The sequence below is a fragment of the Agromyces sp. S2-1-8 genome (genome assembly GCF_021129215.1).
GTDB lineage: Bacteria > Actinomycetota > Actinomycetes > Actinomycetales > Microbacteriaceae > Agromyces > Agromyces chromiiresistens.
The window spans coordinates 424,929-438,150 of the sequence record NZ_JAJOLP010000001.1 but is presented as its reverse complement, the minus strand read 5'-3'; the positions used below and the strand labels follow the sequence as shown (position 1 = coordinate 438,150).

The following is a 13,222-nucleotide window of genomic DNA, read 5'->3' as shown; positions in this document are numbered from 1 at the left end:
GTCACGTACCCCGTTCGGGGGGCATTTCGTACCGTGCGGTGCGCGCCGCCGGGGGCACCGGCGGGTGCTCGCCCTGGTGCCGGGGCTCGGTCTTCGGAACGGATACGCCGGTTCCCCCTCATCGCTGAGGGGGAACCGGCGTCGCGTGAACGGATGTCCGGCCGATCGATCCGGCCCGCTCGGCGTCAGAGCAGGGGGCGCACGCTCGCGTAGCCGTCGTCCGCCACGATCGACGGGGTGTCGTAGACGCGCGTCGGGTACGCGTGCGGGTCGGCGCCCACGGGCGCCCACGGCACCGAGCCGCCGACGACGAACGCGACCGCGCCCGCGTGCAGCTCGTCGGCCAGCGCCTGCGGCGGGTTCGGGCCGGCGAGCGGCACCATCGCGGGGCCGTCGAGGCAGTCGAAGAAGAACGGCACGTCGAGGCAGTGCTCGGCGAAGCCGAACGTGCCGCTGGGCCAGGCGAAGCGGTAGAGCCACGTGCCGCCCGTGGGCCCGTCCGTCGCGCCGGTCGCCGCCGCGCGGGCGGCGACGGCGCGCAGCATCGGCACCTTGAACATGCGGTCGGTGATGAGCCGGCCGAGCAGCCTGGCGTTGCCGTGCTTCGCGACCTCGCGGTTGGCGTCGAGGTACGGGCGCACCTGGGACTTCGACAGGCCCGACTTCTTCAGCAGCATCGACTTCGGCACGAACCGCAGCGCCGTCGGCGCATCGAGCAGGGCCATCGCGAACTCGTCGTCGGTCGCGCCGAGCACGAGCGGCTTGTCGGCGCCCACGCCCGCGGCGAACGAGTCGATCGTCGAACGGCGCAGCAATTCGCCGTCGATCGCGGGCCCGAGCTGCAGGCCGACCTCGAGCAGGTCGTTCATGGCGTCGGGGCCCTCGGGCGCGGTGGCCGACTTCTGCACCTCGATCAGGCGCTCCTCGCTCACCGATCGGAACCCGGCGAGGGTCGGCTCGACGCCGAGCTCGGCGGCGACCCTGCGACCGAGCGCCTCGGCCCGCGAGGGCGTCACGTCGGCCGTCGCGCCCGAGATCGCGTACACCCCGTGGAAGAGGTGCTGCGCCGCCTCCATGCCGAGCAGCGTGAGCACCGCGCCGCCGCCGGCGGACTGGCCGGCGATCGTCACGCGCGCCGGGTCGCCGCCGAACGCGGCGATGTTCTGCTGCACCCACTCGAGTGCGAGCAGCCAGTCGCGGACGCCGCGGTTCGATGGGGCGTCGGCGATCCAGCCGAAGCCGTCGAAACCGAGACGGTACGAGATCGTCACGGTGACGACGCCGTCGCGGTTGAAGTTGCGGCCGTCGTACCAGGGGCTCGCGGGGGAGCCCGCGAAGTAGCCGCCGCCGTGGATCCAGACGAGCACGGGCAGGCCGGCGTCGCCCTCGGCGGGGCGCTCGGGCGAGGGGGTGAAGACGTTCACGTTCAGCGTCGAGTCGCCCTCGATGCTCGGCTCGGGGATGAGCGTCACGCCGGGATCGCCGCGCTGCGCGGTCGGCGCGAACTCGAGGGCGTCGCGCACCCCCGCCCACGGCGCCTTCGGCACGGGCGCCGCGAACCGCAGTTCGCCGACCGGCGCCTCGGCGAACGGGATGCCGAGGAACGCCGCCGACCGCGCGGCACCGCGACCTCCGCTCGCGTCGGCTGCGTGGCGAACGGTCGGGCGCCACCGGCCGCGCACGCGGCCGCCGAGGGTGTCGACCTCGACGAACGGGGATGCCGCGGAGGCATCCTGCTCGGTGCTCGTGCCCGGCCGGGCAGGGGTGTGCGACATGTGGATCTCCTAACGCACGCTCTTGATCGGGGCCGTCGCGATCGCCGCGACGACCGTGAGCACGATGCCGAAGACGAACAGCATCGCATAGCCGCCGAGCGAGGTGATGATGATGCCGGCGATCGCGGCGCTCATCGCCTGCGGCACGTTGGTGGCGATGTTGAGGATGCCGAGGTCCTTCGCGGCGGCCGTTCCGCCGCCGGGCAGCACCTCGGTCATGAGGGCGGCATCGACCGACATGTACAGCCCGAAGCCGATGCCGTTGACCACGTTCAGGATGATCATGCCGGTCATGTCGGGCATGAGGATCGGGGCGACGAAGCCGGCGGCCATGATCGCCGACGACACGTAGATGAAGACCTTGCGCTTGCCGATCCTGTCGCTCCACCAGCCCGAGAGGGCGATCGCCGCGAGCGTGGGCACGAGCGAGACGAGGGTCAGCATGACGGTGGCCTGGCCGGCCTCGACGAGCGACATGCCGACGTAGTCGGTCAGCATGTAGAACGACATCGCGACGACGACGAAGTAGCCGAGCATGAGCGCGAAACGGGCGGTGAAGGCCCAGGCGAAGTCGGGGTACTGCCTGGGGCTGACCCAGAAGCCCGCGAGGAACTTCTTCCAGCTCCAGGCCTCGACCGCGGCCTCCTTCGACGACCAGTCGCGGTCGACGACGACGAAGACGACCGTCACCACGATGATGGCGATGCCGTACGAGGCGTAGCCGAGGCCGAGGTCGAGGGTCTCCGCGAAGACGCCGGCCGCCATGATGCCGAGCGTCATGCCGACCTGGGTGCCGATGCCGAACATGGCGCTCGCGCCACCGCGCCTGTCGCGCGGGAAGCGGTCGGGCGTGATCGCCGAGAGCGGGCCCTGCACGGCGTTCAGCGCCACCTGGATGAGGACCCAGAAGACGCCGACCCAGAACACCGAGTCGAGGAAGCCCATGCCGAGCAGCAGCACGCCGCCGATGAGCGCGCCGCCCACCATCCACGGGGCGCGCCGTCCGAGGCGGGAGCGGGTGCGGTCGCTGATCGCGCCGACGATGGGCTGGGCGAACAGCGTGAACACGAACGACACGGTCGAGACGATGGCGAGGTTCTGCACCTTGTTCGCGTCGTCGATGATCGCGATCTGCATCGGCAGCAGGATGGCCCCGATGCCGCCGTAGATGCCGAACAGCACGAGGCCGACGGTGAGCAGGCCCGGCAGCGTGCGCCACGTGGGCGGCGGGCTCGCGGGCGGGTCGCCGTGCAACGGCTCGGTCGCGGTGATCACCCCGGTGGGGGCGAGCTCGGTGGCGGGGTCGCTGGGGGGCAGAGCGGACAACGGTGGCTCCTCTTCGTCGAGACGGCCGAGCGGGGGGCTGGGCGGGTCGGTGCGAGCGCGTGCGGTGAAAGCCGAATGGCACTCGGCAATGAGTATGCACCTCGCAGGGTATAAATTCAACCGTTGAACTAATCTCGCGAACGGGCGGCCCTGTTCGCATCGGCGCTGCCCGATCGGCGCGGCGGCCGCGGTTCGCGTGGGCCCCGGCCGAGTCGGCCGAGTTCAGCGCGCGAGCAGCAGCTGCGGGTCGGCGAGCAGGCGGTCGCGGGCCTCGTGCACCGCCCCGAGGAGCGCCGCGTCCGAGCCCAACCGGCCCGCCTCGATCGCCGGCACGGCCGGCCACGAGCCGTCCCCCCGCGTGATGGTCGGCCGATTCTCCCGGAAGGCCGCCTCGATCGACGCGGTGAGCCTCGACCAGTAGCCCCCGATGACGATCAGCTCGGGGTCGACGGCGAGCGAGAGGATCTGCAGCGTGCGCGCGATCCAGGGGAGGGCCCCCCGCCAGGCCGCGGCGGCGAGCGGCTCGCCCGCGAGGATGCGCGCCGCCAGCTCGTCGAGGGTCGCGCCGAGGCCGCGCTCGCCGACGAGGTTCGTGAGACCCGCACGCTCGAGCAGCACGTCGGGGCCGGCGACGGTCACGAGGCAGCCCCGCTGGCCGCACTCGCAGTGCCGTCCGTCGGGCACCACGGGGAGGTGGCCGAGCGCGCCGCCCGCCCCGTGCGCGCCCTCGAGGATGAGGCCGCTCGACACGATCGCGCCGCCGATGCCCGAGTTGCTCTTGAGGTAGAGCAACGCATCGACTCCGGGCAGCAGTGCGCGCTCGGCGAGCGCCGCGAGCCAGCCGTCTGAGGCGAGCGTGACGTTCGCGCCGGGGTCGAGCTCGGGGAGGCGCTCCCGCAGGCCGGCGGCGACGTCGACCGCATCCCAGCCGAGATCGGTGTCGGCGAGCACGACCGCCGGCTCCCCGCCGACGGGTGCGAACACGACGACCGGCAGCTCGGCGACGCGGCGGCCCAGCGCGGCCGTGGCGTCGAGCGCCTCGCCGACGACGGTCGCGAGCAGGTCGAGCACGCGGCCGGGGTCGCCCATCGGGCGGCCGTGCTGGCGCGAGGTGCGGTGCAGCTCGGTTCCGGCGAGGTCGGTCACGAGCGCGGTCGCGGTGTCGGCGTCGACCTGCGCGACGACGATCGCCACCTCGGGCGCATCGAGTTCGAGGCGCGTCACCGGACGGCCGGCCCCGCCCGGCTGGGGTGGCTGCTCGCGCAGCACGCGGGCATCCGTGAGCGACGCGACGAGGGCGGTCACGGCGCCCCGCGTCAGCCCCGTGGCGGTCGCGATCTCGCTGCGCGCGCTCGGGCCGGCCGCCGCGACGTGCCCGAGCACGAGCGACAGGTTGTGGCGACGGACGTCGCCCGAGACGAGCGAGCGGGCGGAGCGGGGCACGCGTCAGCTCCGGCGGACGACGAGCTGCCAGAGGTAGGCGATGCTCTCGGCCATGTCGATCGACGGGTCGAGCATCCACTGGGTCTGCAGGCCGTCGGCTGCTGCGAGGAAGAGGTTCGCGGTCTGCTCGGGGTCGATGTCGGCGGGGACGTTGCCGGCCGCCTGCTCGTCGCGGATGAGGTCGGAGAAGCGCAGCCGGAACTGCCGGTACCGCTCGATGAAGAACTCGCGCGCCGGGTGGTCGGGGTCGCCCGCCTCGGTCGAGAGCTGGGCGTAGAGGCGCACGAGCCCCGGGACCTCGGCGTTGTGGCGGATGACGGCGAAGAACCCGTCGATCGGGCGCTCGCGCTCGCCCTCGAGCGCCTGGCTGTCGACCTCGTCGCGCTTGCGCAGGATCTCCTGGAAGAGCTCCTCCTTCGAGGAGAAGTAGTGCAGGAGGCCGGCCTGGCTGAGCCCCACCGCGTCGGCGAGCTCGCGCACGCTCGCACCGCGGTAGCCGTTGCGGGCGATGACCTCGAGCGCGGTGGTGAGGATCTCCTCGCGCTTCGCGACGCCCTTCGCGTACGAACCCCTGCTTGCCATATCTGCATGCTAGTCGCTTGCGCGTCAAAACCGAGTGACGTATGGTTTTCGCACTCGATCTCATCGGCGAGGCCGCCTCGAGAAGCGATCCCCCGGATGGCGATGGCGTCACCGTGTCGTACGAGCAGATCGGGCGGCTCATCGCCGCGGCGAACACGGGTGGCGACGGGGCCCGGTAGGACGCGTACGGGTCCTACCGGAGCCGACTCCGGCACCGCCGCCGGACGGGCGTCGGTGGCGGCGTCGCACCGGGGCGCCGCCCGAGGCGAGCAACCCTGAGACGGCCGGCTCCGATCGGCGCATCATTCGGCGGGACGGCCCGGGTACGAGGCATCCGGCCGCCCCGTAGCTTTCGGAGCATGGACCTCGCCGTCGTCGCCGGCGCGATCTCGACCGGCCTCTTCGCCATGAGCTACCTGCCCATGCTGGTGAAGGCGGCGCGCACGAAGGACCTGTCGTCGTACAGCGTCGGCAACCTCGTCATCACGAACGTCGGCAACGCGCTCTACACGGTCTACGTGGTGAGCATGCCGTTCGGCCCGATCTGGTTCCTGCACGGCTTCTACCTCGCGAGCTCCGCGCTCATGCTCGCCTGGTTCCTGCGCTACCGGTCGCGGTCGGATGCCTCGGGCTCGCCCGGCCCCGACGAGGCGGAGGGCGCGGCGAACGCGCGCGCCGCGGCGAGCCCGGCGTCGAGCGAGTCGCCGATCCGCGGTGTCGCGGCGAAGACCCGGTCGCGGCCGATCACGACGGTCGCCCGGGTCGCATCGAGCTGGGTCATGACCCGGTCGCCGAGCCCCACGAGGATGAGCGCGCCGCCGGCTCGCCGCAGGCGCTCGGCGTAGTCGGTGACGACCCGGATGAACGTCGAGCCGAGCTCGTCGGTGCCGCGCATGCGCAGCACCACGACGGCGCGCTCGCAGCGGTCGGGGATCTCGGGCAGCTGGCCGGCGAAGATCGGTGCGGCCGCGAAGAACAGGCTGCCGTAGGGCACGAGCACGACGACCTCGCCGGGCGCGAGCACCGCGGGCGGCTCGGTCTCGACGGGGTGCGGGCTCGAGTCGTCGTAGACCCAGCGACGGATCACGACCCGGTTCGACTGCCGGGCCACGTGCAGCACCACGGCGAGGCCGACACCGACGAGCACGGCGTACTGCAGCGGCACGATGAGCGTGAGCACGAAGGTGACCGCGAGCACGCTCGCCTGGATCGGGCCGGTTCGCCACACCATCACGAGGTCGCGCGGCTTGAACGTGCGCACGCCGACGAGGATCAGCAGGCCTGCCAGGGCGGGCATCGCGACCTGCGTGATGACGCCGCCGAGCAGCAGCACGCCGACGATCATGACGACGGCGGCGAGGAGGTTCGCGAGCGCGCTGCGGGCACCCGCGGCCCGCACGATGGCGGTCGCCGACATCGAACCGCCGACCGGCATGCCCTGGAAGAGCCCGCTCGTGAGGTTCGCGATGCCCTGTCCGCGGAAGTCGGCGGACGCGTCGGGGTACTCGCCGTCGGGGTTCGCGATGGACCCGGAGATCGCGGCGCCCTGCACGAGCCCGACCAGGGCGAGCGAGAGCGCGGGCACCAGCAGGTCGAGCGTGAGGGACGGGTCGGGCAGCGCGGGCAGTGGGATCGCGTTCGGCACGTCGGTGAGGTCGCCCACGATGGCGGCGTCGCCGAACCACGGCACGAGCGGCAGCAGCGAGGCGAGCACGACGGCCACCACGAGCGAGAGCGGGCCGAGGAAGGTGCGCTCGAGCAGCAGGATGAGCCCGATCGTCACCGCCCCGATGACGAGGCTCGGCCAGTGGATCGACGTGAGGTGGGCGAACGTGTCGATGGTCCGGATGATGCGGTTCGCGCCCTCGCCCGCGTAGCCGGTGAGGTTGGCGAGCTGGCCGAGCACGATGTTCACCGCGACGGCGTTGATGAAGCCGACGAGCACGGCGGTCGGGATGAACCGCACGAGCGAGCCGAGCCGGGCGAGACCGAGGCCGAGCATGACGAGGCCGGTGAGGATCGACAGCGTCGCGATGACGACGCCCTGCCGGTCGGAGCCGACCACCAGGGGCACGTCGGCGATCATGACCGACATCGCCCCGGTCGCCTGCACCGACATGTAGACCGAGCCCGTCGCGAGCGCGCCGCCCAGCGTGCCGAACAGGTAGCCGTAGAGGCCGTAGACGGGGTTCACCCCGGCGAGCACGCCCGAGGCGAGGCCGTCGGGGATGCTCTCGATGCCGAGCACGAGCCCGGCGCGGGCGTCGGAGAGCATCGTGCGCCGGGTGCCGAACCGGGCGAGGTAGCGGCGCACCGGCCCGCGCTTCGGAGGGTGCGGGGCGCCGGCCGGCGGCTCGGCGGGCGGCTCGGCCGAGTCGCTCTGGCCCGTCTCGCCCGCGGCATCCGACATGCTCGACCTCCCCACCGCTCATCGTAGGGGGCCGCGTCAGGTGCGGGGCAGCAACCCCGCCACGAGCGCGTCGACGATCTCATCGGTCGAGGTGCCGGGATCGATCGGCGTCGTGAGGCGATCGAGCACGAGCCCGTCGAGGGCGTAGTGGAAGAGCGCGATCTCGCGGCGCCCGCCGGGCAGTCCCGCTGCCTCGTTGAAGGCGACGTCGGCGGCGAACGCGGTGCGCTGCCATTCGTGGAGCACGGCGGCGATCTCGGGCCGGCGGGTGCTCTCGAGCCGGAGCTCGAAGAGGGCGAGGGTGACGTCGCGCTCGGTGCTCAGCCGTCGCACGATGTCGCGCACGTAGTCGGCGAACAGCGCGGGGCCCGCGGGCTGGCCGGCGCGGATCTCGAGGTCGTCGTCGGTCGGTCCGAGTCGCTCGCCGATGCGCGCCACGAGCCCGGCGATGAGGGCGTCGCGGCTCGCGAAGTAGTTCGATGCCGTGCCGAGCGGCACCCCGGCCGCGCGGTCGACCGCACGGTGCGTGAGCCCGCGCGCTCCTTCGGCGGCGAGCACGCCGATCGCGGCATCGGCGAGCAGTCGGCGGCGTTCGTCGTTCCGGGCCATGCGGTCGAGTCTAGACAAGATCACGACAGGTGTAGTAGTTTCGCAACCACAACATCAGTAGTGGATAAGGAAACGATGCGAGAACTCGTGTACTACGTGGCCGTCAGCCTCGACGGCTTCATCGCCGGGCCGAACGGCGAATTCGACGCGCTCGACGCCGAGGGCGACCACATGGCGACGATCTACGAGCGCTACCCCGACGCGATGCCGACGGCGGGTGCCGCAGCGCTCGGGGTCGAGCAGTCCGGCGCCGTCTTCGACACCGTGCTCATGGGCTGGAACACCTACGCGATCGGGCTGCCCTTCGGCATGACGAGTCCGTACTCCCACCTCCGGCAGATCGTGTTCTCACGGTCGCACCGGGCAGAGGGGGCGAACCTCGTCGTCGTCGACGACGATCCCGTCGACGTCGTGCGGGCGCTCAAGGCCGAGGCCGGCGGCACCGACATCTGGCTGTGCGGCGGCGGGGCGCTCGCCGGGCAGCTGGTCGACGAGATCGACCGCCTCGTGCTCAAGGTGAACCCGAAGCTGTTCGGTACCGGCATCCCGCTCTTCGCCGGGCTCGACTACCGGCCGCGCGCCTTCGAACCGGTCGAGAGCACGAGCCACGGGTCGGGCGTCACGATCGCCGAGTTCGCACGGCGGCGCTGAGCCGGCCGCTCCCGGGGTGTTCGGGGCCGTTCGCTCTGCGGCGCGCCCGCAACCCCCTTGTCGACCCGGCGGTCGCAACGTAGACCGGGAGGGTATGGAAGGGAGCACGACATGGCGATCAGGCTGAACGAGACGGCGCTCCGCCACGCGAGGTCGCTCGTGCGCGACGACAGGGTCGAGCGCGACGAGCGCGACGACTGGAGCGGGCACGCGCCGAGCGCCGACGAGGAGAACGCGTTCATCGACGACGAGGGCTGGACCGAGTACCGGCACTGGCACCTCGGCATCGACGACGACGCCGACAATGAGACGAAGGAGGCGTACTCGTTCCCCTACGGCGACTTCCGCAGGGTGCACCGATGCGCCGTGATCTCGCTCGAGAGCCGGGCCGGGCAACACGACCACGACGAGATCCGCGACGCGGCGAAGCGCCTGCTCGAGCTGATCGACGAGGGGTGAGCATGCGGGAATCGAAGAGGGCCGACCGCCGCCGCGCGAAGGAGGCGATCGCCGCGGTGCGCGAGCTGGAGGACGAGGTGCGCCGCATGGCGAAGCGGCTGCCGGGCGACGCGCGGGCCAGGCGTCGCCTCGAGTCGGCCGTGGAGTTCGCGGAGGCCGCGGCCCTCGCCGCCGACGCCGAGCGCCGCAGGTCGCCGCGTTTCGCCGCAGAACGAGCGGCGCTTGCTGCCGCCCGGCTGGATCGGGCCTCGATCCGGTACGGAGCGGCCCCCGCGTCGACCGGACGCGCGGGTGACGTGCCGCCGGTCGGCGCCGATGCCGCCCTGCGAGCCCGACGGCGTGCGAAGCTCGTGAAACGCCGGCGCACGCAGGCCGAGCAGGCGCGCAAGATGGCGGCCCGTGCGGCCGCGCTCACGATCGCCCAGTCGATCGTGGTGCCGAAGGGGCGCACCGGGCGGGCGCGCTGAGCTCGCCGGTCTACTGAGGGCGCCGATCCGGCGCGTCCGGCTCACCGGGCCACGGGCCGCGCCGGTCGCCTCACTCGGCGGCGGCCGTCTTCGGCTTCGTCCCTCGGGCAGTGCGGGGCTTCGCGACCGTCTTCGCCGGGGTCGCCTTCGCGGTGGTGGTCGCCTGCTTCGCAGCGGCGGTCGCCCTCGCTGCCGGGGCGGCCTTCGCCGCCGCAGTCGTCTTCGCGGAGGCGGCGGCCGCGGCCCGCGTCGCCGGCTTCGCCGCGCGCGGGCTCCGAACGGTCGTGGGCCTCGCCGACGAGGCCTCGGCCGCGGCATCCTGCACCGGCCGTGCGATGGGCTGCAGTCGGGCCAGCTGCGTCACGTGCTGGGGGCCGAGCTCGTCGAGCGTCTCGACCTCGAGCAGCTTCATGGTGCGCTCGATCTCGGTGCGCAGGATCGAGATCGTCTTGTCGACGCCCGCGCGACCGCCGGCCATGAGGCCGTAGAGGTAGGCGCGGCCGATGAGCGTGAACCGGGCGCCGAGGGCGATGGAAGCGACGATGTCGGCGCCGTTCATGATGCCGGTGTCGACGTGCACCTCGAGGTCGTCGCCGACCTCGCGCACGACGTGGGGCAGCAGGTGGAAGGGGATCGGCGCCCGGTCGAGCTGGCGCCCGCCGTGGTTCGACAGCACGATCGCGTCGACGCCGCGGTCGGCGAGCAGCTTCGCGTCGCCGACGGTCTGCACCCCCTTGACCGCGATCTTGCCGGGCCAGATGTCGCGGATGATGTCGAGGTCGTCGAACGAGATCGTCGGGTCCATCGCCGAGTCGAGCAGCTCGCCGACCGTGCCGCCCGTCGAGCTGAGCGACGCGAACTCGAGCTTCGGGGTCGTCAGGAAGTTGATCCACCACGCCGGTCGCGGGATGGCGTTGACGATCGTGCCCGGCGTGAGCTGCGGCGGGATCGAGAAGCCGTTGCGCTTGTCGCGCAGGCGCGCGCCAGCAACGGGGGTGTCGACGGTGAAGAAGAGGGTGTCGAAGCCGGCGGCCGCGGCGCGCTTCGCGAGGTCGTACGAGATCTCGCGACGGCGCATGACGTAGAGCTGGAACCAGTTGCGCCCGTTCGGGTTCGCCGCCTTCACGCCCTCGATCGAGGTCGTGCCGAGCGTCGACAGCGTGAACGGGATGCCCGCCGCGCCCGCCGCGCCCGCGCCGGCGATCTCGCCCTCGGTCTGCATGAGGCGGGTGAACCCCGTCGGCGCGATGCCGAACGGCAGCGTGCTCGGGCCGCCGAGCACCTCGCGGCTCGTGTCGACCTCTGGCACGTTGCGCAGGATGCCGGGGTGGAACTCGATGTCCTCGAACGCCTGGCGGGCGCGGGCCAGCGAGAGTTCGCCCTCGGCGGCGCCCTCGGTGTAGTCGAACGGCGCCTTCGGCGTGCGGCGCTTCGCGATCGCACGCAGGTCGGCGATCGTCAGCGCCTTGTCGAGGCGGCGCTTCGTCGCGTTGAGCTCGGGCGCCTTGAAGCGCATGAGCTCGGCGAGCTCCTTGGGGTTCGGGAACTGGCGCTGGACCATCGTGGTGCGTGCCTCTCTCAGTGGTGGTCGATGAACGTCTCGGCGTAGTACCCCGAGATGTGGTCGTGGATGCGGGTACGGGCGGCCGCGGCATCGCCCGCGCGGATGGCGTCGACGACCCCGCGGTGCTCGCCGCGCAGGCGAGCGGAGGTGGTCGGCCAGTCGTCGATGCGGGCGAGCCCCTCGAGCGCGTAGCCCTCGATGCCGCTGCGCAGGCCCGCCATGGTCGCGGTGATGACCTGGTTGCCGGATGCCTCGGCGAGCGCCAGGTGGAACTCGGCGTCGAGTGCGAGGAACTCGGCGGGCTCGAGCGCGGGGGAGTCCATTGCGTCGAGCAGGCGGTCGGCGGCGGCGAGCTCGGGGGAGTGGGCGCCGCCGTCGAGGCTGCCGCGCTCGGCGAGCTCGCCCGCGACGGCGCTTTCGAGCAGCAGCCGGGTGCGCACGATGTCGGCGACCGGGAACCCGCTCGCCGCCACCTGCAGCCGCATGAGCGCGCTCATGCCGCCCGACGGTGTCGCGATGATGATCGCGCCGGCGTTCGGGCCCGAGCCCGCCTGGGTGCGGATGAGCCCGAGCACCTCGAGCACCCGCAGCGCCTCGCGCACGCTCGAGCGGCCGACGCCGAGATCGGCCGAGAGGGCCCGCTCGCCGGGCAGCCGGTCGCCGGGGCGCAGGCGGCCCTCGATGAGCTGCGACTCGATGTGCTCGAGCACGGTGCGCCACGCGCGCGTCTCGCTCATGCTCCGTCGCCTCCGTGCCTGCAGCCACTGTGGTCAGACCACAGCGTACCAGATGTGGTCAGACCACAGAGCGTCCGCCATGAATCAGGTACGACGCGCTGAGGTGGGTTCGAACCGACCTCAGCGCGCCGAAACCGATTCAGCGCGGAACGGCCCCGTCAGGGAACGACGACCGCGCGCCCGCGCAGGGTGCCGTCGTGCAGGCGCCGGTACGCCTCGGGGGCGTCGTCGAGCGAGAAGCGCTCGGTCTCGATCTTGACGAGACCCGCGCGGGCGAGATCGAACACCTCGAAGAGCTCGGCGCGCGAACCCCAGTACGGCGAACGCACGGTCGCGTCGTACGGCGTCATGAGCATGCCGGCGGGCAGCATGCCGGCCCCGACGCCCACGAGGACCTGGTCGCCCTCGACCGCGAGCATCGCGTGGCCCGCGTCGAGCGTCGGCTGGATCGCGACGAAGTCGAACACGGCGGCGGCGCCCTTGCCTCCCGTGAGCTCCTTGACCCGCTCGGGCGCCTCTGCGTCGGACGGGAACACGTGATGCGCGCCCACCTCGGTCGCGAGGCGCAGCTTGTCCTGGCTCACGTCGAAGGCGATGACCGTCGCCGGCGTGAGCGCGCGCAGGATCTGGATCGCGACGTGGCCGAGCCCGCCCGCGCCGATGACGACGGCGGTCGAGCCGGGCACGAGCTTCGGCAGCGACATCTTGATCGCGTGGTACGGCGTGAGCCCCGCGTCGGTGAGGGCCACGTGTTCGACCGGGTCGAGGTCGCCGAGCGGCAGCAGGAACCGGGCGTCGGGCACGACGAGGTACTCGGCCATCGCGCCCGGGGAGCCGAGCCCGGGCGGGCGGATGCCGAGCTCGGCGGCGCGCTCGCAGTAGTTCTCCTTGCCCTGCGCGCACTGCACGCAGCGGCCGCAGCCCCACGGACCGTAGACGGCGACCGCTTCGCCGACCTCGAGTCCGGTGACGCCCTCGCCGAGCTTGTCGACGACACCGGCGCCTTCGTGCCCGAGCGTGAGCGGCAGGCCGTAGACGTACTGCTCCTCATTCAGCCCCATGATGAAGCTGTCGGAGTGGCAGGCCCCGGCCGCGGTCACCCTGATGCGCACCTCGCCCGGTCCGGGCTCGGGCGTCGCGATCTCGACCACCTCGGGCGGCTGCCCGATCGTGCGGTACTGCAGTGCCTTCATCTTGCT

The 13,222-nt window shown here is 72.5% G+C and carries 12 protein-coding genes and 1 pseudogene; 4 read left to right on the top strand and 9 right to left on the bottom strand.

Annotated features, from left to right (window positions below; all coding sequences use genetic code 11):
* Positions 1-185: 185 nt before the first annotated feature.
* The 4 genes from LR269_RS01930 to LR269_RS01915 form a co-directional block, all read right to left on the bottom strand.
* Positions 186-1,775, bottom strand: a complete 1,590-nt coding sequence (locus LR269_RS01930) for a carboxylesterase/lipase family protein (RefSeq protein ID WP_231429021.1) — start codon at positions 1,773-1,775, stop codon at positions 186-188.
* Positions 1,776-1,784: 9 nt separating this feature from the next.
* Positions 1,785-3,101 carry an MFS transporter gene (locus LR269_RS01925; RefSeq protein WP_231429020.1) on the bottom strand — a complete coding sequence of 439 codons (1,317 nt, stop codon included), beginning with the start codon at positions 3,099-3,101 and terminating at the stop codon, positions 1,785-1,787.
* A gap of 222 nt (positions 3,102-3,323) precedes the next feature.
* Positions 3,324-4,544: an ROK family protein gene (locus LR269_RS01920; RefSeq protein WP_231429019.1), complete on the bottom strand. Its 1,221-nt coding sequence runs from the start codon at positions 4,542-4,544 to the stop codon at positions 3,324-3,326.
* A gap of 3 nt (positions 4,545-4,547) precedes the next feature.
* Positions 4,548-5,126: a TetR/AcrR family transcriptional regulator gene (locus LR269_RS01915; RefSeq protein ID WP_231429018.1), complete on the bottom strand. Its 579-nt coding sequence runs from the start codon at positions 5,124-5,126 to the stop codon at positions 4,548-4,550.
* Between the two features lie 41 nt (positions 5,127-5,167).
* On the opposite strand from LR269_RS01915, the gene LR269_RS01910 reads away from it, so the two are divergent.
* Entirely contained in the window at positions 5,168-5,305 is a 138-nt protein-coding gene (locus tag LR269_RS01910; RefSeq protein ID WP_231429017.1) for a hypothetical protein, read from the top strand.
* Between the two features lie 425 nt (positions 5,306-5,730).
* Here LR269_RS01910 and LR269_RS01900 read toward each other — a convergent pair whose 3' ends face one another.
* Positions 5,731-7,536, bottom strand: a complete 1,806-nt coding sequence (locus tag LR269_RS01900; protein WP_308191603.1) for a SulP family inorganic anion transporter — start codon at positions 7,534-7,536, stop codon at positions 5,731-5,733.
* Between the two features lie 36 nt (positions 7,537-7,572).
* Entirely contained in the window at positions 7,573-8,145 is a 573-nt protein-coding gene (locus LR269_RS01895; RefSeq protein WP_231429016.1) for a TetR/AcrR family transcriptional regulator, read from the bottom strand.
* 75 nt (positions 8,146-8,220) lie between these two features.
* Between LR269_RS01895 and LR269_RS01890 the strand changes: the two genes are divergently transcribed.
* From LR269_RS01890 to LR269_RS01880, 3 genes are all read left to right on the top strand, one after another.
* Positions 8,221-8,796 (top strand): dihydrofolate reductase family protein, encoded by a 576-nt coding sequence (locus tag LR269_RS01890; protein ID WP_231429015.1) that lies wholly within the window; start codon positions 8,221-8,223, stop codon positions 8,794-8,796.
* Between the two features lie 111 nt (positions 8,797-8,907).
* Complete coding sequence (locus LR269_RS01885; RefSeq protein ID WP_231429014.1) at positions 8,908-9,255, top strand: hypothetical protein; 348 nt, start codon at positions 8,908-8,910, stop codon at positions 9,253-9,255.
* A gap of 2 nt (positions 9,256-9,257) precedes the next feature.
* The gene (locus LR269_RS01880) at positions 9,258-9,722 is read left to right on the top strand and encodes a hypothetical protein (protein ID WP_231429013.1); all 465 of its coding nucleotides are present in this window, start codon (positions 9,258-9,260) and stop codon (positions 9,720-9,722) included.
* Positions 9,723-10,050: 328 nt separating this feature from the next.
* Here LR269_RS01880 and LR269_RS01875 read toward each other — a convergent pair.
* The 3 genes and pseudogenes from LR269_RS01875 to LR269_RS01865 all read right to left on the bottom strand — a co-directional run.
* A pseudogene (locus LR269_RS01875) lies at positions 10,051-11,283 on the bottom strand (alpha-hydroxy-acid oxidizing protein); the annotation flags it as partial.
* Positions 11,284-11,300: 17 nt separating this feature from the next.
* The gene (locus LR269_RS01870; protein ID WP_231429012.1) at positions 11,301-12,023 is read right to left on the bottom strand and encodes a FadR/GntR family transcriptional regulator; all 723 of its coding nucleotides are present in this window, start codon (positions 12,021-12,023) and stop codon (positions 11,301-11,303) included.
* A gap of 158 nt (positions 12,024-12,181) precedes the next feature.
* On the bottom strand, positions 12,182-13,216 hold the full coding sequence (locus LR269_RS01865) for an NAD(P)-dependent alcohol dehydrogenase (RefSeq protein WP_231429011.1): 1,035 nt from the start codon (positions 13,214-13,216) through the stop codon (positions 12,182-12,184).
* Between the last annotated feature and the right edge of the window lie 6 nt (positions 13,217-13,222).

Coding starts and splice junctions, on each gene's coding strand:
- LR269_RS01930 (WP_231429021.1), bottom strand. CDS start 1,775: ATGTCGCACACCCCTGCCCGGCCGGGCACGAGCACCGAGCAGGATGCC.
- LR269_RS01915 (WP_231429018.1), bottom strand. CDS start 5,126: ATGGCAAGCAGGGGTTCGTACGCGAAGGGCGTCGCGAAGCGCGAGGAG.
- LR269_RS01910 (WP_231429017.1), top strand. CDS start 5,168: ATGGTTTTCGCACTCGATCTCATCGGCGAGGCCGCCTCGAGAAGCGAT.
- LR269_RS01900 (WP_308191603.1), bottom strand. CDS start 7,536: ATGTCGGATGCCGCGGGCGAGACGGGCCAGAGCGACTCGGCCGAGCCG.
- LR269_RS01895 (WP_231429016.1), bottom strand. CDS start 8,145: ATGGCCCGGAACGACGAACGCCGCCGACTGCTCGCCGATGCCGCGATC.
- LR269_RS01890 (WP_231429015.1), top strand. CDS start 8,221: ATGCGAGAACTCGTGTACTACGTGGCCGTCAGCCTCGACGGCTTCATC.
- LR269_RS01885 (WP_231429014.1), top strand. CDS start 8,908: ATGGCGATCAGGCTGAACGAGACGGCGCTCCGCCACGCGAGGTCGCTC.
- LR269_RS01880 (WP_231429013.1), top strand. CDS start 9,258: ATGCGGGAATCGAAGAGGGCCGACCGCCGCCGCGCGAAGGAGGCGATC.
- LR269_RS01870 (WP_231429012.1), bottom strand. CDS start 12,023: ATGAGCGAGACGCGCGCGTGGCGCACCGTGCTCGAGCACATCGAGTCG.
- LR269_RS01865 (WP_231429011.1), bottom strand. CDS start 13,216: ATGAAGGCACTGCAGTACCGCACGATCGGGCAGCCGCCCGAGGTGGTC.